Origin of the sequence: Streptomyces sp. NPDC048370 (assembly GCF_043200825.1) — a bacterium.
In the GTDB taxonomy this organism is placed as follows: Bacteria; Actinomycetota; Actinomycetes; order Streptomycetales; family Streptomycetaceae; genus Streptomyces.
On record NZ_JBICYI010000012.1, the window covers coordinates 24,450 to 44,727 of the forward strand.

Sequence of the window (20,278 nt, forward strand, 5' to 3'; positions counted from 1 at the left end):
GACGCAGAAGATCCTGACACCGGGGTAATCCGTGAAAAAGCTCTCCGCACGACGACGCCATCCGCTGGCGGCGGTCGTCGTCCTACTCCTCGCGCTGGCGGCCACCGGGGGGCTGTACGCCGCGTTCGCGCCTGCGGGCACGGCGAAGGCCGATGAAACAGCCCAGTCCCTCGCCATCGAGGAGGGCAAGAAGCTCTACGCCGTCGGCTGCGCCAGCTGCCACGGAACCGGCGGTCAGGGCACCACTGACGGCCCGTCCCTGGTCGGCGTCGGTTCGGCGGCCGTGGACTTCCAGGTCGGCACGGGCCGTATGCCGGCCCAGCAGCCGGGCGCCCAGGTGCCGAAGAAGAAGGTCATCTACTCGCAGGCTGAGATCGATCAGCTCGCGGCGTACATCGCCTCCCTCGGCGCCGGCCCGATCACGCCGACCGAGGGCCAGTACAGCCCCGACGGCGCCGACATCGCCCGTGGTGGCGACCTGTTCCGCTCCAACTGCGCCCAGTGCCACAACTTCACCGGTGAGGGCGGCGCGCTGACGCACGGCAAGTACGCCCCCAGCCTCGAAGGCGTGAGCCCGAAGCACCTGTACGAGGCCATGCAGACCGGCCCGCAGAACATGCCCTCCTTCCCGGACACGACCATGCCGGAGCAGGAGAAGCAGGACATCATCGCGTACGTCCAGGCCGTCAACGGCGAAAAGGCCGACAGCCCCGGCGGGCTCTCGCTCGGTGGCCTCGGCCCCGTCAGCGAAGGTCTGTTCGCGTGGATCTTCGGTCTGGGTGCGCTGATCGCAGTTGCCGTCTGGGTCGCGGCCCACACCGCTAAGGCCAAGAAGTCATGAGTAGCCAAGAGATTCCAGAAGAGAACCTGCCCGCTGAGCAGGACACCGCGCACGGCGCGGTGAAGGTCCTCGACGACCCGTTCGCGGACCCGGGCCTCCCGCCCCACAAGCCGCGCATCCAGGACATCGACGAGCGGGCCGCCAGGCGGTCCGAGCGTGCGGTCGCCTTCATGTTCACGCTGTCGATGCTGGCCACTGTCGGCTTCATCGCCTCGTACGTGATCTTCCCGGTCGACAAGATCGTCTACATCTGGCCGTTCGGCCGGGTGAGCGCGCTCAACTTCGCCCTGGGTCTGACCCTCGGCGCGGCGCTCTTCTTCATCGGCGCGGGCGCGGTCCACTGGGCCCGCACCCTGATGTCCGACGTGGAGATCGCCGACGAGCGTCACCCGATCCAGGCGTCGCCGGAGACCAAGGCGAAGGTCATGGCGGACTTCGCGGCCGGTGCCGCCGAGTCCGGCATGGGCCGCCGCAAGCTCATCCGCAACACGATGTTCGGTGCGCTGTCGCTCGTACCGCTCTCCGGCATCGTGCTGCTGCGTGACATGGGCCCGCTGCCCGAGAAGAAGCTCCGGACCACCCTGTGGGCCAACGGCAAGCAGCTCATCAACATGAACACGCACGAGCCGCTGCGTCCCGAGGACGTCGCCGTCGGTTCGCTGACCTTCGCGATGCCCGAGGGCCTCTCGGAGCACGACCACAACTTCCAGGTCGAGATCGCCAAGGCCGCCCTGATGATCGTCCGGATCCAGCCGGAGGACATCAAGGACAAGCGCGAGCTCGAGTGGTCGCACGAGGGCATCGTCGCCTTCTCGAAGATCTGCACCCACGTGGGCTGCCCGATCTCGCTGTACGAGCAGCAGACCCACCACGTGCTCTGCCCGTGCCACCAGTCCACCTTCGACCTCGCCGACGGCGCCCGCGTCATCTTCGGCCCGGCCGGCCACGCCCTTCCGCAGCTGCGGATCGGTGTGAACGACAAGGGCAACCTGGAGGCGCTCGGCGACTTCGACGAGCCCGTCGGCCCTGCCTTCTGGGAGCGCGGATGAGCACTGTGACCGATTCGAAGAAGAAGGCACCCGCCGGTGAGCGGGTCGCCGACTGGGCCGACGGCCGTCTCGGGATCTACTCCCTGGCCAAGGCCAACATGCGGAAGATCTTCCCGGACCACTGGTCCTTCATGCTGGGCGAGATCTGCCTCTACAGCTTCCTCATCATCATCCTGACGGGTGTGTACCTGACGCTGTTCTTCCACCCGTCGATGAACGAGGTGGAGTACCACGGCAGCTACATCCCGCTCCAGGGTCAGCTGATGTCCGAGGCGTTCAACTCGACCATGCACATCTCCTTCGATGTGCGCGGTGGTCTGCTCATCCGGCAGATCCACCACTGGGCGGCGCTGATCTTCCTCGCGGGCATGTTCGTGCACATGATGCGCGTGTTCTTCACGGGTGCGTTCCGCAAGCCGCGTGAGATCAACTGGCTGTTCGGCTTCCTGCTGTTCTTCCTGGGCATGTTCACCGGCTTCACCGGTTACTCGCTCCCGGACGACCTGCTCTCCGGCACCGGTGTCCGCTTCATGCAGGGCGCGATCCTGTCCGTGCCGGTCATCGGCACGTACCTGTCGATGTTCCTGTTCGGCGGGGAGTTCCCCGGCGGCGACTTCGTGGCCCGGTTCTACTCGGCACACGTCCTGCTGCTGCCCGGCATCATGCTCGGCCTGGTGGTCGCCCACCTGATCCTGGTCTTCTACCACAAGCACACGCAGTTCGAGGGCCCCGGCCGTACGAACAAGAACGTCGTGGGCATGCCGCTGCTGCCGGTGTACATGGCCAAGGCCGGAGGCTTCTTCTTCCTGGTCTTCGGTGTCATCGCGGTCATCGCGGCGATCGCCTCGATCAACCCGATCTGGGCGCTCGGCCCGTACCGCCCGGACCAGGTGTCCACCGGCGCCCAGCCCGACTGGTACATGGGCTTCGCCGAGGGTCTGATCCGTGTCATGCCGGGCTGGGAGATCAACCTCTGGGGCCACACGCTCGTCCTGGGCGTGATGATCCCGCTGGCGATCTTCCCGCTGGTCCTCGCGGCCATCGCGGTCTACCCGTTCATCGAGTCCTGGATCACGGGCGACAAGCGCGAGCACCACATCGCGCAGCGCCCGCGCAACGCTCCGACGCGCACCGCCTTCGGTGTCGCCTGGATCACCGCGTACATGATCATGCTCGTCGGTGGTGGAAACGACCTCTGGGCCACCCACTTCCACCTGTCGATCAACTCGATCACCTGGTTCGTCCGGATCTTCTTCTTCGTCGGACCGGTCATCGCGTTCGTCGTCACCAAGCGGATCTGCCTCGGCCTCCAGCGCCGGGACAAGGACAAGGTGCTGCACGGACGCGAGTCCGGCATCATCAAGCGCCTGCCGCACGGTGAGTTCGTCGAGGTCCACCAGCCGCTCAGCCAGGGCGAGCTGTACAAGCTCACGGCGCACGAGCAGAACAAGCCGGCCGAGCTCGGCCCGCTGGTCGACGAGAACGGCGTCGAGCGCAAGGTCGGTCGCATGGAGAAGCTCCGCGTCAAGCTCAGCAAGGGCTACTACGGCGAGGACCACCAGATCGCCAAGCCGACCGCCGAGGAGTACAAGGAGATCACCAGCGGCCACGGCCACCACTGATCACCTGATCCACACGACCTGACGGTCGTCGCAAGGTCGCCACAGCGGGAGCCCCGTCCATTCGATGGACGGGGCTCTTTGCCGTCCCCGTGGATCGATAGGGTGGGTGCTGTATCCGTTACGTGATGACCAGGAGCTGCCATGAGCGCTGCGACCCCCGCTGGAGGACCTACGTCGGCGGGCCGCTCCTGGCCCACCGTCCTGGACGGGCTGCTCACCGGCCGTGACCAGAGCGCCGAGGACACCGCCTGGGCGATGGACCGCATCCTGCGCGGCGAGGCCACCGACGCCCAGATCGCCGGCTTCGCGGTCGCGCTGCGCGCCAAGGGCGAGACCGTCGAGGAGATCTCCGGCCTTGTCCGGACGATGTACGAGCACGCCAACGTGATCGAAGTCCCCGGACCGTCCGTGGACATCGTCGGCACCGGTGGTGACGGCGCCAAGACCGTCAACATCTCCACGATGTCGGCGATCGTCGTGGCCGGCACGGGCGCCAAGGTCGTCAAGCACGGCAACCGTGCCGCGTCCAGCGCGAGCGGCGCCTCCGACGTCCTGGAGAAGCTCGGCGTCAATCTGCAGCTGACCCCGCAGCGCGTCGTCGAGGTCGCGGAGGAGGCCGGGATCACCTTCTGCTTCGCGGTGAAGTTCCACCCGGCGCTGCGCCACGTGGCCGCGGCCCGCAAGGAGCTCGGCATCAGGACCACCTTCAACTTCCTCGGTCCGCTCACCAACCCGGCCCGGGTCAAGGCCCAGGCGACCGGTGTCGCCGACGCCCGGATGGCCCCGATCATGGCCGGCGTGCTCGCCGAGCGCGGCTCCTCCGCGCTGGTCTTCCGCGGCGACGACGGCCTGGACGAGCTGACGACCACGGCCACCTCGCGGGTCTGGGTGGTACGGGACGGGAAGGTGCGCGAGGAGGCCTTCGACCCGCGGGACGTCGGCATCGAGCTCGTCCCCGTGGAGGCGCTGCGCGGCGCCGACGCCTCGTACAACGCGGACGTGGCGCGCCGGCTGCTCGCGGGCGAGACCGGTCCCGTACGGGACGCGGTCCTGCTGAACTCGGCGGCGGCGCTCGTGGCGCTGCACCCGGGGGAGGGCACCCTGGTGGAGCAGCTGCGCGAGGGCATCGCGAAGGCGGCCGAGTCGATCGACTCGGGGGCCGCCAGGCAGGCCCTGGAGCGCTGGGTCGCGGCAAGCAACAGGTAGCAGCTCGCGGCGCGACCCCGTTCCGGAATCCGGGACGGGGTTGCGCGGCGGCGATCACGTGGCATACGTTCTGTGCCAGGTCATGAGTGACAGCCATTAGGCCCCGGCTGGCTGTCCGGCAACCCTCCGTCCGTGGCGGGGTGCCCCGGGTGAAGACCAGGCCGTAGGCAGCAAGGTCTACGGCAAGCGCGGACCCCTGCGACACCCTGGGGTCCTGGTCCTCAAGGGAGCAGTCTCGTGAGCAAGCGAATGCGATAGGGCCCTTCGGCCCCGTTTCCCCACCCTCCGCACGACCACCGTGTGTCGAGGCAACACCCGTACGAGGCACCCCACTTCGCGCTGCCCTGCGGGCCCTTCGCTGCCCATTCCTGCCGGGAGATACCGCCATGTCCGCGTACCCGAACGCCGCCGCCACTGTCACCGCCACCGCCACCGCCACCGCCGACTCCGAGGCCGGCGACCCCTGCTGCGCCGCCCCGCTCCCGGTCCTCGGGCGGGACGTCACCGTGCCGCTCGTGACCGGGGGCGAGGTCACCTACGCCGCGCTCGACTACGCCGCCAGCGCGCCGGCCCTGCAGCGGGTGTGGGACGACGTCGCCGCGTACGCCCCGTACTACGGCAGCGTCCACCGCGGCGCCGGGTACCTCTCGCAGCTCTCCACCGACCTGTTCGAGAACAGCCGCGTCACCGTCGCCGAGTTCCTCGACTGCCGCCCCGGCGACCAGGTCGTCTTCACCCGCTCCACCACCGACTCGCTCAACCTGCTCGCCGCCGTGATCCCCGCCGGCTGCGAGGTCTTCGTCTTCGAGACCGAGCACCACGCCTCGCTCCTGCCGTGGAAGGACGCCCGGGTCACCTACCTCAACGCGCCCCGCACGCCCGCCCAGGCCGTCGAGACCCTGGAGCGCGCCCTCGCCGACCGCGATCCCTACGGCCCCGCCCTCGTCTGCGTGACCGGCGCGTCGAACGTCACCGGTGAGCTGTGGCCGGTCAAGGAGCTGGCCGCCGCCGCGCACGCCCACGGCGCCCGGATCGTCCTCGACGCCGCCCAGCTCGCACCCCACCACCCCGTCTCCGTACGGGAGTTGGACGTGGACTGGGTCGCGTTCTCCGGTCACAAGCTGTACGCCCCGTTCGGTTCGGGTGTCCTCGCGGGCCGTGCCGACTGGCTCCAGGACGCCGAGCCGTACCTCGCCGGTGGCGGTGCGTCGAAGAAGGTCGCCCGCCGCGCCGACGGCGGCGTGGACGTCGAGTGGCACACCACCGCCGCCCGCCACGAGGCCGGCTCGCCGAACGTCATCGGCGTCTACTCCATCGCCTCCGCCTGCAAGGCGCTCACCGAGGCCGGTTTCGACCAGCTCGTCGCCCGCGAGCAGCACCTCGTCGCCACCGTCCGCGAGGGCCTCGCCGAGGTGCCCGAGGTCAAGGTGCTCTCGCTCTTCGGCGACGACGCTCCCCGGGTCGGCGTCATCTCCTTCGTCGTCGAGGGCTGGAACAGCTCGCACTTCGCCGCCGCGCTCTCCGCCGAGTACGGCATCGGCGTCCGCGACGGCCTCTTCTGCGCCCACCCGCTGGTCCGCACCCTGCTCGGCAGCGACCCGCAGACCCAGGGCGAGTGCGGCGCGCCCGAGGCCGCGCCCGGCGAGAAGTCGCTCAACGCCATCCGGGTCAGCTTCGGCGCCGGTACGCCGGACGAGCACGTGGAGCGTTTCGTACGGGCCGTGAAGGAGCTCGTCCGGGACGGCGCGCAGTGGAAGTACCGCACCGAGGACGGCCGTTGCGTCCCGGACCGCGGCTGAGCACCCACTCGTACGGGTGAAGGGGGCCTCCTGTCGGGGCCCCCTTCGTCAGGACTCCAGGCCGATGGCGAAGGCCGCTTCCAGGTCGTGCTGGGAGTACGTACGGAACGCCACGTGCGTGTCCGTCGCCTCGACGCCCGGGATCTTGCTGATCCGGCCGGGGATGACGTCCGCCAGGTCGTCGTGCCGGGGCACGCGGACCATGGCGATCAGGTCGTACGTACCGGTCACCGAGAAGACCTCGCTGACGCTGTCGAGCGCGGCGATCGACTCCGCGATCTCGGGGATGCGGTCCACGCTGGTCTTGATGAGCACGATCGCGGTGATCACGGCTGGCTTTCTCCCTCGGTCGCCGCGGCTGGGGACTTCACTGTATCCCCACCCCGGTAGCGGCCCCAGGCGTAGAGGAAGCCGACGGCGAAGCCCACCACATGGGCCAGATACGCCACGCCGGGCCCGGCGCCCGCCGCGCGGGCCGCGAGCCACTGCAGCACGAACCAGAAGACCAGCACGATCCAGGCGGGGAAGCGCAGCGGCAGGAAGAGCAGGAAGGGGAACAGGCTGGTCACCCGTGCCTTCGGGAAGAGATACAGGAACGCGCCGAGGACCCCCGAGATCGCCCCCGAGGCCCCCACGAGCGTCTGCTCGCTGCCCGCGTGCGCCGCCGCGTAGCCGAGCAGCGCCAGATAGCCGCAGGCCAGATAGAAGAGGCCGAACGCGAGCGGGCCCATCCGTTCCTCGGTCATCGCGCCGAAGACGTAGAGGAAGAGCATGTTCCCCAGCAGGTGCAGCCAGCTGCCGTGGACGAAGAGGGCGGTCAGCGGGGTGAGCAGGGTGCGCGGCGGGCCGCCGCCCATCAGCTCCGCGGGGACGACCCCCCAGCGGTGGAAGTACGCGCTCTGCGCCGCGAGGAGCGTGTCGCCTGTCCCGTGTACGGGATTGAGGCCCGACACCGGGCTGATCACGAAGACCAGGCAGCAGGCGCCGATCAGGGCGTACGTCACCGTGGGTCCGGTCCGGGCGCCCCGCCATGTGCCGAGGGCCGTCCGCCGCCAGTCGATCCGCCGCCAATCGATCATGGACAGATCATGGCGTAACGGGGTCGAACTGGACAGAGTGCCTCGCCGCGACACGGGGTACCCGCAAGGCCGTAGGGTTACGCGTTGTACCTCCGCAGTTCGACGGCGCACCGCGGCACCCGCATCCGCATCACGCAATGAAAGAGGACGGCACCCGATGACGACGGTTCCCCTGCCGACCGCCGAGACCCGTTGGCGCTGCACGCTCTGCGGCAATCTGACCCGGTTCGATGTGACCCGCTCCTCCAAGGTCGTCGAGTACGTCCATCTGGATCTCGCGGGTGAGCCGAAGGTCGAGGAGCGCGAGGTCGTCAGTGAGACCATCGAGTCGGTCCGCTGCCGCTGGTGCAACGCGGTGGACCAGATCGAACTGGTGGACAGGCCCGGCCCCGCTTCCTGACGGAGGCGGCGCCCATGACGATGGGGTGACGCAACGTGGAGCAGCCCGCGCGCGGTGGAGAACCGGCCGGCGCGGCAGGTGACGCTGCCGAGGCGCTCGACCGCCCGCTGCCTGACGGCGTACGGCGGAGGGTCGTCGCGCTGGTCTCGGACGCCTTCGGCGGGCTGACCGTCGCCGAACTTCCGGCACCCCTGCGGCAGTACGCCCGCTTCACCGCGAGCCGGCGGGCCAAGTTCGCCGGCAACGCCATGGCCGCCGCCCTGGAGAGCGACCCGCTGTTCCGGCAGCGGATCGGCGAGCGCTTCAAGGAGGCGCAGCCCGAGCTGGCCGGGGCCGTCGAGACCGGTGCGCCGCCCGCCGCCGCCGACCCCGTCGACGTCGCCGCGGCCGCCTACGTGCTGCGCCCCACCGGCTGGGTCAAGCTGGTCGCCGCCGCCGGCGAGGAGGCCCAGCGGGCGGACGCCGAGCGGGCCGACGAGGCCGGTCGTCGCGAGCTGGAGCGGCTGCGCGAGGAGGTCGCCTCCGCCAAGGACCGCGGCCGCGCGGAGACCGAGCAGCTGCGCCACGATCTGGAGACGGCCCGCAGGGAAGCCGAATCGCTTCACCGCAAGCTGCGCAGTGCCCAGAGCGATGTGAAGCGCGGCGAGGCGGCCCTTCGCAGGAACCACGCCGAGATCGACACGATCAGGGCGGAGGCGGCGGCGCAGGTCTCCACCGCCGAGAGCGAGACCCGTCGCCTCAAGGCCCGGCTCGCCGAGGTCGAGGCCGCCCTTGAGGCCAGCCGCCGGGCCGCCCGCGAGGGGCGCTCGGTGGAGGACATGCGGCTGCGACTGCTGCTCGACACGGTGCTCGACGCCGCCCAGGGGCTCCGTCGCGAACTGGCCCTGCCGCCCGTCTCCGTCCACCCCGCCGACACCGTCGACGCGGTGGAGCCCGGCCGGATGTCGCCGAAGGACATCGCGGCCCGCGCGCTCTCCGAGACCGACCCGGCGCTCCTGGACCAACTCCTCGCGCTGCCACAGGCCCATCTGGTCGTGGACGGCTACAACGTCACCAAGACCGGCTACCCGACCATGCCGCTGGAGAAGCAGCGGCTGCGGCTGCTCGGCGGGCTCTCCGCGCTCGCGGCCCGCTCGGGCGCCGAGGTCACCTGTGTCTTCGACGGGGCCGAGCTGGCCGCCCCTGTGCTTCTCGCGCCGCCCCGCGGGGTGCGGGTGCTGTTCTCCAAGCCGGGCGTCACCGCCGACGAGTTGATCCGCCAGCTGGTGCGCGCAGAGCCGCCGGGCCGTCCCGTCGTGGTCGTCTCGACGGACCGCGAGGTCGCCGACGGGGTCGCCAAGGCCGGTGCGCGGCCCGTCGCGTCCGCCTTGTTGCTCAAGCGGCTTTCGCGCATGTCGTGATGGATCGTAAGTCCTGGGCGTAATGCCCGAATTCTGGAGGGCGTAGGGTCAAGTGGCCATTACTGCCCGTGGGGTGCGTGTAAATAATGTGCCCCGTGAGCGAGATTTTGCCCATGAGGATTTGAACTGATCACAAGATGGTCACTAGGGTCAGGCCTCGAACCTTCGCACGGTTGATCATCCATCCGGGATGGCAGCGGAGGAACCGCCTGCCGCAGCCTGGTTGGGCGGCTCGAGGAAGAAGGAGCTCGCCTTCGTGGCGTCCCACCGTCGACCCAAGCAGCCGAGCCGCACCCGCGTGACCGTGCTCGGCGTCACCGCCGCCGCTGCCGTTGCGCTCACCGCCCAGACCGGCGCCCAGGCGGCCCCCAAGCCGAAGATCGACGATGTCAAGTCGAAGGTCGACAAGCTCAACCACGAGGCCGAAGAGGCCACCGAGCAGTACAACCTGGCCGACGAGCGCCGGGGCAAGCTGCAGGAGGAGATCGGCACCCTCCAGGACAAGGTGGCGCGCGGCCAGCAGGAGCTCAACACCCTGCGGAACAGCATCGGTTCGGTCGCCAGCGCGCAGTACCGCTCCGGCGGCATCGACCCGGCCCTGCAGCTCTTCCTCTCCGCCGACCCGGACACCTACCTCGACAAGGCGTCCGCGATCGACCAGCTCGGCGCCAAGCAGGCCGACGTGCTCCAGTCGATCCAGGCCAAGCAGCGGACCCTCGCCCAGCAGCGCGCCGAGGCCACGACGAAGCTCGCCGACCTCGAGGACGTCACCAAGACCCTCGGTGAGAAGAAGAAGAGCTACCAGGGCAAGCTGGCCGAGGCCCGCAAGCTGCTCAACACCCTCACCGCCGCCGAGCGCGCCAAGATCCAGCAGGAGGAGCAGCGCGCCAGCCGCGCCGCGGGCGACCGCGTCGACCTCGGCAACGAGGTCCCGGCCTCGGCCCGCGGCCAGGCCGCGCTCAGCGCCGCCGCCACCCAGATCGGCAAGCCGTACGTCTCCGGCGCCGAGGGCCCCAACTCGTACGACTGCTCGGGCCTGACCCAGTGGGCCTACCGCCAGGCCGGCGTGCAGCTCACCCGCACCACCTACACCCAGCAGAACGACGGTGTGAAGATCGGCCGCAGCCAGCTCAAGCCGGGCGACCTGGTCTTCTTCAACGGCCTTTCGCACGTGGGTCTGTACGCGGGCAACGGCACGATCCTGCACGCCCCGAAGCCGGGCGCCTCGGTCCGCTACGAGTCCATGAGCTACATGGGCACCTTCCAGTTCGGCGTGCGAATCTGACGCGCCCGACGCCCGCGGCCTGACGCCCAATCGGGTGGTTTGTCGCATCCTTGGCTGACGTGACGCCCCGCCGGTGACCTTGTGGTCTCCGGCGGGGCGTCACTTTGTGTGCCCGAGAGGTTCGTTGGGCGGGGAGTGATCACCGGCTACTGTCTGCCGCGCCAGTCTGGGTAACAGCCGAACGGAGCGCGATACGTGGCGTCCCACCGACGACCCGCCAGGGTCACCGTCCTGACCGCCGCCGCGGCAACCGCCGCCACGGCCTTCGGTGCCGTCCCCGCGAGCGCCGACCCGGTCGGCACCCCGGAGTCGACGCGCGCCACGGTCGACCGGCTCTTCGAGGAGGCCGAAAAGGCCACCGAGGGCTACAACAAGGCCGACGAGCGGGCGGACGTGCTCCGCAGGACGGTCGCCCAGGCGCGGGACAGCGTGGCGCGCGGCCAGGAACGCATCAACCGCATGCGGGGCGCGCTCGGTTCGGTCGCGGGGGCCCAGTACCGCTCCGGCGGGATCGACCCGGCCCTCGCGCTGCTGCTCTCCGCCGACCCCGACTCGTACCTCGAACGGGCCTCCGTCCTCGACCGGGTGGCCGCCCGGCAGGGCGTGGCGCTCGGCCGGCTCCAGCACGAGCAGCGCCGACTGAACCAGGAACGGACCGAGGCGAGCCACCTCCTCGCCGAACTGGAGCGCAGCCGCACCCAGGTCGCCCAGCACAAGCGCACCGTCGAGCGGAAGCTCGCCGAGGCCCGCAGGCTGCTGCAGTCGCTGACGGCCGAGGAGCGCGCGGACTTCGAGGGCCGGGCCTCCCGCTCGGGCCGCGACGGCCTCGCCGAGGAGCTGCCGCCGCTCGCCGACCTCGGCCCGGCCTCCTCGCGGGCGGCCGCCGCCGTGATGGCCGCCCGTAGTGCCATCGGCAGCCCCTACGTGTGGGGCGCGACCGGGCCGTCCGCCTTCGACTGCTCGGGCCTGATGGTCTGGTCGTACCGGCAGGCCGGGATCAGCCTGCCCCGGACCTCGGCCGCGCAGCGGGCCGCGGGCCGGCAGGTGCCGCTCTCGCAGGCGCAGCCCGGCGACCTCGTGACGTACCGCAGCGACGCCAGCCACGTCGGCATCTACGCGGGCAACGGCCAGGTCATCCACGCCCCCTACCCCGGGGCCCGGGTGCGCTACGACCCCGTGGGGATGATGTCCCACGTCACGGTGACGCGGGTCTGACCGGACCTCCCTCCGCCCGAGTGCCCGTACGATCGGGTGCGTGGCAGGTCAGGGGCGTGGAGCGGTGCGAAGGGCGGCGGCCTGTCTGCTGACGGCGCTGCTCGCCCTCGCCGGGTGCTCCGCCCCGGAGCCGGCCGACCCCGCGCCGCAGGAGATCCGGACGCTCCTCGACCGGCACGCGCGGGCGCTGCTCGCCCGCGACGAGGCGGCCTACGCGGTGGCGCTCGACCCCGCGCACGCGCCCACCGCGATCGAGGAGTTCGACCGGCTCGCCGAGGTACCGCTCGCCTCCTGGGCCTACCGCCTCAAGGACGTCGACCGGGACGGGCAGGACCGGGCGCGGGTCCGCGCCGACCTGAGCTACCGGATCGACGGCTACGACTCGGGCGCCGTCACCACCGAACGCGTCCTGGACCTGACCGAGCGGGACGGCCGCTGGTACGTGACCGCCGACCGGCCCGCCGAGGGCGCCACCCAGCAGCTGTGGCAGCAGGGCGACGTGGAGGCCGTACGGGGAGCGCGCAGCCTCGTCCTCGGCGTCGGGCAGCCGCAGGAGCGGCTGAAGGCGATCGCGGCGCAGGCGGACCGGGCGGTGCCCGCGGTCTCGGCGGCCTGGCCCGAGGACTGGGCGGGCCGGGTCGTGGTCCTCGTCCCGGCCACGCTGGACGCCATGGGCGGCCTCCTCGGGGCGCCGGGGCCCTCGTACCGGGGGATGGCGGCCGTCACGACCGGCGAGGTCGGCGGCGGCCCGGACGCGCCCGCGGACCGGGTGATCGTCAACCCCGAGGCGTACGGCGTGCTCGGGGACTTCGGGCAGCAGGTCGTCCTCACCCACGAGACCACCCACGTGGCCACCCGCGCCGCCACCTCCGCTGCCACCCCGGTCTGGCTGTCCGAGGGCCTCGCCGACTGGGTGGCGTACCGCGACACGGGCCGCACGGCCGCCCAGGCGGCCCCGGAACTGCGCCGCGCGGTCCGCGCGGGCGAGCTCCCTGCGGCCCTCCCCGACGACAAGGCCTTCGCCTTCGGCGGCGACGCGGACGCCCTGGCCCGGGCGTACGAGGGCGGCTGGCTGGCGTGCGCGCTGATCGCGGAGCGCTGGGGCGAGCCGGAACTGAGGGCCTTCTACCGCGCGGTGGGCGCCCACCCGCAGCGCGAGGGCGCGGTGGAGAAGGCGCTCGCCGATGTCCTCGACACCACGCCGGAGGAGTTCACCGAGGACTGGCGGCGGTATCTGCGGCAGCGGCTGGGGTAGCGGCCCGCAGAGGCTCCCGCTGGGCCGGGATCGTCGCCGGGCCGAGACGCGGCTCGGTCACCGTCTGGCGCCACAGGGCGCGGCAGGCCGAGACCGACGCGACGACCAGCAGACCGTTCCGGACGAGCAGCAGCGAGACGCCCAGCGGATCGCTGTCCGTCACGTGCGAGAACCAGACCGGGAACTCCAGCTGCGTCACCGCCGTCGCCCACAGCACCAGGTGCGCGGGCCGGCGCATCCGGCTCGCCCGGTACGCCATGCACACGGCGGCGAGGCCCACCAGCCAGATCATGTACTGCGGGCTTATCACCCGGCTCGTCGTGGTGAAGAGCAGCACCGCCACGAACGCCGCGTCCGCGGGCGTCGACGTCGCGAACGACCGGGCCCGGATCCGCCACACGAGCAGCCAGCCGAACGCGGCGAAGGTCAGGGCCATGGCCGCCGTGGAGACGGTGGAGACGTACGGGCCGAGGAACTCGATCGAGCCGTAGTTCATCCGCACCTCGCCGTCCCAGCCGAAGTGCCGGGCCACATGGAAGACCAGGGCGCCCAGCGACTCGACCTCCGTGCCACGGTCGCGCTGGAAGTTCAGGAACGCCAGCGCCCCGGGTGCCACGAGGACGCACAGCAGGAGCAGACCCGCCGCCGCGCCCGCCGCCGTCGGCCACGAGCGGAACGTCGCACGGCCGCGCGGCGTGCCCGCGAGCAGCAGCGCGGGCCAGACCTTCAGCATCGCCCCGAAGGCCGCAAGGGCGCCCAGCAGGCGGGGCCGTCCCACCCCGGCGAGCAGCGCGGCCACCGCGACGGCCGTGACCATCAGGTCGTACCGGGCGTACGCGGTCGGGCCGAGCAGCGGCACGCCCACGATCCAGATCCACGCGCCGCGCGGGCTGCGGCCGCGCCGCCGTCCCGTGTACCTCAGCAGTCCGTGGACGAGCGCGTCGCACAGGAAGGCGAGGACGAAGAAGGCGGCGGCGTACTCCAGGAACGGCAGCAGCGCGGGGGAGAGGATCGCGACGGCGGCGAGCGGCGGGTACTGCCAGGTCACGTCGTCCAGCGGGTACGTGCCGGTCTTCAGGACCTCGAACCAGCCCTGGTAGATCTGCTCGATGTCACTGGTGACGTCAGGACCAGGAACCGTGACGACCTTGAAGACGCACAGGAGCAGCACGATCCGGGTGACCACCCAGACAAGATCGGGGTTCCTTCTCGCGCGCTCGGCAGCCGCACCCAGTACGCCCGTCATTCCTGCCTCGTCCAATCCGTCGGTCGGTCTCTTCGGTCCGCGCGGGCGGAGGGGTGGTGTTGCCGGGCGGGGGGTGCCGTCACGTACATTCGGCGACGATGCACAAGACCCTGATCGTAACCAACGACTTCCCGCCCCGACCCGGTGGAATCCAGGCCTTCCTGCACAACATGGCGCTGCGCCTCGATCCCGAGCGGGTCGTGGTCTACGCCTCCACGTGGAAGCGGAGCCGCGAGGGGATCGAGGCGACCGCCGCGTTCGACGCGGAGCAGCCTTTCACGGTCGTGCGGGACCGCACCACCATGCTGCTGCCCACGCCCCGGGTCACCGCGCGGGCCACCGCGCTGCTGCGCGAGCACGGCTGCGAATCGGTCTGGTTCGGGGCGGCGGCGCCCCTCGGACTGATGGGCCCCGCGCTGCGCAGGGCGGGAGCGCGGCGACTCGTCGCGACGACGCACGGGCACGAGGCGGGCTGGGCGCAGCTGCCCGGCTCGCGGCAGCTCCTTCGCCGGATCGGCGAGGGCACGGACACGCTCACGTACCTCGGTGAGTACACGCGCTCGCGGATCGCCGGTGCGCTGACCCCGGCGGCCGCCGGGCGGATGACGCAGCTCCCGCCGGGCGTGGACGAGAAGACCTTCCACCCCGGTTCGGGCGGCGACGCGGTACGGGAACGGCTCGGGCTCAGCGACCGCCCCGTGGTCGTGTGCGTCTCGCGGCTCGTCCCGCGCAAGGGCCAGGACACCCTGATCAGGGCGCTGCCGGAGATCCTCCGCCGGGTGCCGGGCACGGTGCTGCTCGTCGTCGGGGGCGGCCCGTACGAGAAGGAGCTGCGCGGCCTCGCCGCGACGACCGGGGTGGCCGATTCCGTACGGTTCACGGGAGCGGTGCCGTGGGCGGAGCTGCCGGCCCACTACGGCGCCGGCGACGTCTTCGCGATGCCCTGCCGCACGCGCAGGGGCGGCCTGGACGTCGAGGGCCTCGGCATCGTCTACCTGGAGGCCTCGGCCACCGGCCTCCCGGTCGTCGCGGGCGACTCGGGCGGCGCGCCGGACGCGGTCCTGGACGGCGAGACCGGCTGGGTGGTGCGCGGCGACGCCCCGGAGGAGTCCGCGGACCGTATCGCGACCCTCCTCCTGGACCCGGACCTGCGCCGGCGCATGGGCGCCCGGGGCCGGGAGTGGGTCGAGGACCGCTGGCGGTGGGACCTGCTCGCGGAGCGCCTGAAGGAACTGCTCTAGACAGCCCTGGAAGACGTGAGGAGGGCCCCTCGGTGCGGGTGCACCGAGGGGCCCTCCTCCACGTTCGTGGGGTCGTCCGCGTCAGGCGCGGTAGATCGCCTCGATCTCGTCCGCGAAGTCCTTCGCCACCACGTTCCGCTTCAGCTTCAGCGAGGGCGTGATGTGGCCCGCCTCCTCCGTGAACTGCGAGGGCAGGATGCGGAACTTACGGACCGACTCGGCCTTCGACACCGCCGCGTTGCCGTCGTCCACCGCACGCTGGACCTCCGCGAGCAGCTCCGCGTCGTCGCGCAGCGTCGCCGCGGTCGAGTCCGCCGACTTGCCGTGCTCGCTCGCCCAGCGGCCGAGGAACTCCTCGTCCAGGGTGACAAGGGCGCCCACGAACGGCCGCCCGTCGCCGACCACCATGCACTCCGCGACCAGCGCGTGCGCCCGGATCCGGTCCTCGATGACCGCGGGGGCGACGTTCTTGCCGCCCGCCGTCACCAGGATCTCCTTCTTCCGGCCGGTGATCGCGAGGTAGCCGTCCTCGTCGAGGGTGCCGATGTCGCCGGTGTGGAACCAGCCGTCCGCAAGGGCCTCGGCCGTCGCCGCCTCGTTCTGCCAGTAGCCGGAGAAGATGTGCTCGCCGTGCAGCAGCACCTCGCCGTCGTCGGCGATCCGCACCACCGAGCCCGGCAGCGGCTGACCGACCGTGCCGATCTTCTGCCGGTCCCACGGGTTGAACGCGGTCGCCGCGCACGACTCCGTCAGGCCGTAGCCCTCCAGGACCGTGAAGCCGATCCCGCGGAAGAAGTGGCCGAGACGCTCGCCCAGCGGCGCGCCGCCCGAGATCGCGTACTCGCCGCGCCCGCCGAGCACCGCCCGCAGCTTGGAGAAGACCAGCTTGTCGAAGATCTTGTGCTTGAGCTTCAGGCCGAGCGACGGCCCCTGCGGCGTGCCGATCGCCCGGCTGTACGCGATCGCCGTGTGCGCGGCCTTGTCGAAGATCTTGCCCTTGCCGTCCGCCTGGGCCTTCGCCCGCGCCGAGTTGTAGACCTTCTCGAAGACGCGCGGCACACCCAGGATCAGCGTCGGCCGGAAGGCCGCCAGCTCGTCCGTGAGGTTCTTGATGTCCGGTACGCAGCCCAGCTTGATCGGCGCCATCACGGACGCGACCTCGACCAGGCGCCCGAAGACGTGCGCGGCCGGGAGGAAAAGCAGGACCGAGCACTCGCCGGTCCGGAAGAGCGGCTTCAGGCGCTCCACCACGTTGCCGCACTCCGCGAAGAAGGCGCGGTGCGTCAGCACACAGCCCTTGGGGCGGCCGGTGGTGCCCGAGGTGTAGACGATCGTCGCCGGGTCGTCGGCGTGCGCGGTCGACATCCGCTCGTCGAGGAGCTCGTCGGAGACCTCCGCGCCGGTGGCGGTGAGCTGCGCGACGGCGTCGGCCTCGATCTGCCGGACGCCCTTCAGGGCCGGCAGGTTCGCCCGTACCGACTCCACCGACTCCGCGTGGGCCGCGGACTCGACCAGGGCCAGCGAGGCGCCCGAGTCACCGAGGATCCACTGGATCTGCTCCGGCGAGCTGGTCTCGTACACCGGCACGGTGACCGCGCCCGCGCTCCAGATCGCGAAGTCGAGGAGTACCCACTCGTACCGCGTCCTGGACAGCAGGGCCACCCTGTCGCCCGGCTCCACGCCCGCCGCGATCAGCCCCTTCGCGGCCCCGCGGACCTCGGCGAGGAACTGCTTGGCGGTGACGTCCGTCCAGACGCCGGCCACCTTGCGTCCCATCACGGCGGTGTCTGGGTGCTGAGTGGCGTTGCGGCGGATGAGATCCGTCAGATTGCCGTCCGTGGGGACCTCGTACAGGGCCGGAAGGCTGAACTCGCGCAAGACTGCTGCTCCTCATCGGGCGCCGGCGCCACGGCTCTGTGTAATGCACCGGTGCGGTCCAAGATCGGGCAGGTGCTCAGTGGGGTGAGCACAACTGGACTGCCCGGACGTTACCCATCAGTACTGGGTTCCCGATAGGGGGTCCTGGCCAGATGTTCCGTGCGTCACACAGCTGTGGCGTTGCTTCGCGCACAGTAGTCCACAGCTTTGAAGACTCGGAAGTAACCGCAGGTCCGACGCCCTACGCTGACGGCATGAGGATCAACGTGGTCAGCGACGTGCACGGGAACAGCGGGGCCCTCGCGAAGGCGGGTCAGGGGGCGGACGCCCTGGTCTGCCTCGGTGACCTGGTGCTCTTCCTCGACTACGCCGACCACAGCCGGGGCATCTTCCCCGACCTCTTCGGCGTCGAGAACGCGGATCTGATCGTCGAACTGCGCACCGCCCGCCGCTTCGACGAGGCCCGTGACCTGGGGCGCCGCCTCTGGGCGGAGCTCGCCGTCGACCGCGAGGCCGCCATCGAGGGCGCGGTGCGCCGCCAGTACGAAGAGCTCTTCGCGGCCTTCCCCACCCCGACGTACGCGACCTACGGGAACGTCGACATCCCGGGTCTTTGGCGGGAGTACGCCCACCCCGGGACCACGGTCCTGGACGGCGAGCGGGTCGAGATAGGCGGCCTGGTCTTCGGCTTCGTGGGCGGCGGACTGCGGACGCCGATGCGCACGCCGTACGAGATCTCCGACGAGGAGTACGCGGCGAAGGTCGAGGCGCTGGGTTCGGTGGACGTCCTGTGCAGCCACATCCCGCCGGACGTCCCGGAACTGACGTACGACACGGTCGCCCGGCGCTTCGAGCGCGGCAGCCGGGCCCTGCTCGACGCGATCCGGCGCACCCGGCCGCGGTACGCGCTCTTCGGCCACGTCCACCAGCCGCTGGCCCGCCGCATGCGGGTCGCCGGCACGGAGTGTGTGAACGTCGGCCACTTCGCGGCGACCGGGCGGCCGTGGACGCTGGAGTGGTGACGGGCCCCCGGTGACGGCGCGATAGCCTTCGGTCGGCACGTTCGTGCCGTCACGACTTCCGCCGGACCGCACAGTGGAGGAACCACCACGATGGCCGAACACACCAGCTCGAGCATCACCATCGAGGCGGCGCCGGCCGACGTCATGAGCGTCATCGCCGACTTCGCGCGCTACCCCGAGTGGACGGGCGAGGTGAAGGAGGCCGAGGTCCTGGAGAAGGACGCGGCCGGCCGCGCGGAGAAGGTCCGGCTGCTGCTCGACGCGGGCGCGATCAAGGACGACCACACGCTGGCGTACACCTGGACCGGCGACAACGAGGTCGCCTGGACGCTGGTGAAGTCCCAGATGCTCCGCGCCCTCGACGGCTCCTACCGACTGGCCCCCGCGGGCGACGGCAAGCGCACCGAGGTGACGTACCAGCTGACGGTGGACGTCAAGATCCCGATGCTCGGCATGATCAAGCGCAAGGCGGAGAAGGTCATCATCGACCGCGCGCTGGCGGGCCTGAAGCAGCGCGTGGAGTCCGGCGCGTAGGACCACGGGGGCGGGCGGCTGCCGACAGGCCCCTGGCCCCGCAGCGGGGACCGGTAACGTTCCCCGCATGGGGATCATGCTTGTCACCGGGGCCGGGGGCGCCGGGCGGACCACCGTCGCCGCCGCTGCCGCGCTCGCCGAGGCGCACGCCGGCCGTCGCGTCCTGCTCGTGTCGGGCGACGCCGACGAGGGGCTCGGGGTGGACGTCCTCCGTCCCAGCCCCGCCGCCGACTTCCGGCGCGAGTTCCTCGCCCTGCAGGAACGCTCCGCCACCGCCCTCGACCTCCTCGGCGCCACCCCCTTCGAGGACGCCGAGCTCACCGAACTCCCCGGCAGCGCCCCCTTCGCCCTGCTCCGCACCCTGCGCGACGCCGCCGCGCGGCCGGACCGGGACCTCGTCGTCGTCGACCTGCCCCCGCTGCGCGACGCGCTCGCCCTCCTCGCCCTGCCCGAGCAGCTGCGCCGCTACCTCCGTCGCCTCCTGCCCCCCGAACGGCAGGCCGCCCGCGCCCTGCGCCCCATGCTCGCCCAGCTCGCCGGCGTCCCCATGCCCGCGCAGTGGCTCTACGAGACGACCGCCCGCTGGGAGGCCGAGCTCGCCGCCGTCCAGGCCGTCGTCGACGCCCCCACCACCACCGTCCGGCTCGTCGTCGAGCCAGGACCCGCCGCTGCCGAGACCCTGCGCACCGCCCGCCTCGGGCTCGCGCTCCACGGCCTCGCCCTCGACACCGTCGTCGCCAACAAGCTGCTCCCCGACGAGTCCCAGGACCCCTGGTTTGCCGCGCTGACCGCCCAGCAGCACGAGCACCTGGCCCGGCTCCGTACCGGACACGACGGAGCCGTCCACGCCCTCCCGCACCTCGGCCGGGACCCGCGCGGCGCCGAGGACCTCGCCCTGCTCGCGGTCGACACGAACCCCGTGCCCGCCCCCGCGTGGACCGTCGAGGACCGCCGCGCCGAGGACGGCATCCTCGTCTGGCACATCCCCCTGCCCGGCGCCGTCAAGGACGAGCTCTCCCTCGTCCGGCGCGGCGACGAACTCCTCCTCGCCGTCGGCCCGTTCCGCCGCAACGTCCCGCTCCCGCCCGCCCTGCGCCGCTGCACGGTCGCCGGGGCGGGGCTCGTCGACGGCGATCTGAGGATCAGGTTCACCCCGGACGCCGGACTCTGGCCGAAGGCCCCCTGAGGGCGTGTACCGTCGACGGT

18 protein-coding genes and 1 riboswitch are annotated in these 20,278 nt (G+C 71.5%); of the genes, 14 read left to right on the plus strand and 4 right to left on the minus strand.

The window, feature by feature from the left end:
* Nucleotides 1–31: 31 nt before the first annotated feature.
* The 5 genes from ACGFYP_RS24425 to ACGFYP_RS24445 all read left to right on the plus strand — a co-directional run bounded on the left by ACGFYP_RS24425 (nucleotide 32) and on the right by ACGFYP_RS24445 (nucleotide 6,517).
* Complete coding sequence (locus tag ACGFYP_RS24425; protein ID WP_361961760.1) at nucleotides 32–841, plus strand: c-type cytochrome; 810 nt, start codon at nucleotides 32–34, stop codon at nucleotides 839–841.
* The gene (locus ACGFYP_RS24430; protein WP_361961758.1) at nucleotides 838–1,890 is read left to right on the plus strand and encodes a Rieske 2Fe-2S domain-containing protein; all 1,053 of its coding nucleotides are present in this window, start codon (nucleotides 838–840) and stop codon (nucleotides 1,888–1,890) included. Before ACGFYP_RS24425 ends, ACGFYP_RS24430 begins: the two co-directional genes overlap by 4 nt.
* A complete protein-coding gene (locus ACGFYP_RS24435; protein WP_361961756.1) occupies nucleotides 1,887–3,512 on the plus strand; it encodes a cytochrome bc complex cytochrome b subunit in 1,626 nt (541 codons plus the stop codon). Before ACGFYP_RS24430 ends, ACGFYP_RS24435 begins: the two co-directional genes overlap by 4 nt.
* A 141-nt stretch (nucleotides 3,513–3,653) precedes the next feature.
* Nucleotides 3,654–4,718 (plus strand): anthranilate phosphoribosyltransferase, encoded by a 1,065-nt coding sequence (gene trpD / locus ACGFYP_RS24440; protein ID WP_393497291.1) that lies wholly within the window; start codon nucleotides 3,654–3,656, stop codon nucleotides 4,716–4,718.
* Between the two features lie 78 nt (nucleotides 4,719–4,796).
* Nucleotides 4,797–4,913, plus strand: a riboswitch (SAM riboswitch).
* Nucleotides 4,914–5,104: 191 nt separating this feature from the next.
* Nucleotides 5,105–6,517: an aminotransferase class V-fold PLP-dependent enzyme gene (locus ACGFYP_RS24445; RefSeq protein ID WP_393497294.1), complete on the plus strand. Its 1,413-nt coding sequence runs from the start codon at nucleotides 5,105–5,107 to the stop codon at nucleotides 6,515–6,517.
* Nucleotides 6,518–6,565: 48 nt separating this feature from the next.
* On the opposite strand, the gene ACGFYP_RS24450 is transcribed toward ACGFYP_RS24445, so the two are convergent.
* Both ACGFYP_RS24450 and ACGFYP_RS24455 read right to left on the minus strand, forming a co-directional pair.
* Nucleotides 6,566–6,847, minus strand: coding sequence for an Lrp/AsnC family transcriptional regulator (locus ACGFYP_RS24450; RefSeq protein ID WP_017238849.1), 282 nt, complete (start codon nucleotides 6,845–6,847; stop codon nucleotides 6,566–6,568).
* Nucleotides 6,844–7,596, minus strand: coding sequence for a rhomboid family intramembrane serine protease (locus ACGFYP_RS24455; RefSeq protein ID WP_393497299.1), 753 nt, complete (start codon nucleotides 7,594–7,596; stop codon nucleotides 6,844–6,846). Before ACGFYP_RS24455 ends, ACGFYP_RS24450 begins: the two co-directional genes overlap by 4 nt.
* Before the next feature lie 157 nt (nucleotides 7,597–7,753).
* Here ACGFYP_RS24455 and ACGFYP_RS24460 point away from each other — a divergent pair, with 157 nt between their 5' ends.
* The 5 genes from ACGFYP_RS24460 (at nucleotide 7,754) to ACGFYP_RS24480 (ending at nucleotide 13,151) form a co-directional block, all read left to right on the plus strand.
* Nucleotides 7,754–7,996, plus strand: coding sequence for a hypothetical protein (locus ACGFYP_RS24460; protein ID WP_361961739.1), 243 nt, complete (start codon nucleotides 7,754–7,756; stop codon nucleotides 7,994–7,996).
* A 35-nt stretch (nucleotides 7,997–8,031) separates the two neighbouring features.
* Nucleotides 8,032–9,396 carry an NYN domain-containing protein gene (locus ACGFYP_RS24465; protein WP_393497304.1) on the plus strand — a complete coding sequence of 455 codons (1,365 nt, stop codon included), beginning with the start codon at nucleotides 8,032–8,034 and terminating at the stop codon, nucleotides 9,394–9,396.
* Nucleotides 9,397–9,652: 256 nt separating this feature from the next.
* Nucleotides 9,653–10,681, plus strand: a complete 1,029-nt coding sequence (locus ACGFYP_RS24470; protein WP_361961735.1) for an NlpC/P60 family protein — start codon at nucleotides 9,653–9,655, stop codon at nucleotides 10,679–10,681.
* Between the two features lie 195 nt (nucleotides 10,682–10,876).
* Complete coding sequence (locus ACGFYP_RS24475) at nucleotides 10,877–11,896, plus strand: NlpC/P60 family protein (RefSeq protein WP_393497308.1); 1,020 nt, start codon at nucleotides 10,877–10,879, stop codon at nucleotides 11,894–11,896.
* A 40-nt stretch (nucleotides 11,897–11,936) separates the two neighbouring features.
* Nucleotides 11,937–13,151: a hypothetical protein gene (locus ACGFYP_RS24480; protein ID WP_393497311.1), complete on the plus strand. Its 1,215-nt coding sequence runs from the start codon at nucleotides 11,937–11,939 to the stop codon at nucleotides 13,149–13,151.
* Here ACGFYP_RS24480 and ACGFYP_RS24485 read toward each other — a convergent pair.
* Entirely contained in the window at nucleotides 13,108–14,397 is a 1,290-nt protein-coding gene (locus ACGFYP_RS24485; RefSeq protein WP_393497314.1) for a glycosyltransferase 87 family protein, read from the minus strand. The genes ACGFYP_RS24480 and ACGFYP_RS24485 overlap by 44 nt on opposite strands.
* A 98-nt stretch (nucleotides 14,398–14,495) precedes the next feature.
* On the opposite strand from ACGFYP_RS24485, the gene ACGFYP_RS24490 reads away from it, so the two are divergent.
* Complete coding sequence (locus ACGFYP_RS24490) at nucleotides 14,496–15,638, plus strand: glycosyltransferase family 4 protein (protein WP_393497317.1); 1,143 nt, start codon at nucleotides 14,496–14,498, stop codon at nucleotides 15,636–15,638.
* Nucleotides 15,639–15,719: 81 nt separating this feature from the next.
* Here ACGFYP_RS24490 and ACGFYP_RS24495 read toward each other — a convergent pair whose 3' ends face one another.
* Nucleotides 15,720–17,516, minus strand: coding sequence for an AMP-dependent synthetase/ligase (locus tag ACGFYP_RS24495; protein WP_393497320.1), 1,797 nt, complete (start codon nucleotides 17,514–17,516; stop codon nucleotides 15,720–15,722).
* Nucleotides 17,517–17,770: 254 nt separating this feature from the next.
* Here ACGFYP_RS24495 and ACGFYP_RS24500 point away from each other — a divergent pair, with 254 nt between their 5' ends.
* The 3 genes from ACGFYP_RS24500 (at nucleotide 17,771) to ACGFYP_RS24510 (ending at nucleotide 20,258) form a co-directional block, all read left to right on the plus strand.
* A complete protein-coding gene (locus ACGFYP_RS24500) occupies nucleotides 17,771–18,538 on the plus strand; it encodes a metallophosphoesterase (protein WP_393497323.1) in 768 nt (255 codons plus the stop codon).
* Between the two features lie 90 nt (nucleotides 18,539–18,628).
* Nucleotides 18,629–19,072 (plus strand): SRPBCC family protein, encoded by a 444-nt coding sequence (locus ACGFYP_RS24505; RefSeq protein ID WP_361961721.1) that lies wholly within the window; start codon nucleotides 18,629–18,631, stop codon nucleotides 19,070–19,072.
* 67 nt (nucleotides 19,073–19,139) lie between these two features.
* Entirely contained in the window at nucleotides 19,140–20,258 is a 1,119-nt protein-coding gene (locus tag ACGFYP_RS24510; RefSeq protein WP_393497328.1) for an ArsA family ATPase, read from the plus strand.
* The last annotated feature ends 20 nt before the right edge of the window (nucleotides 20,259–20,278 follow it).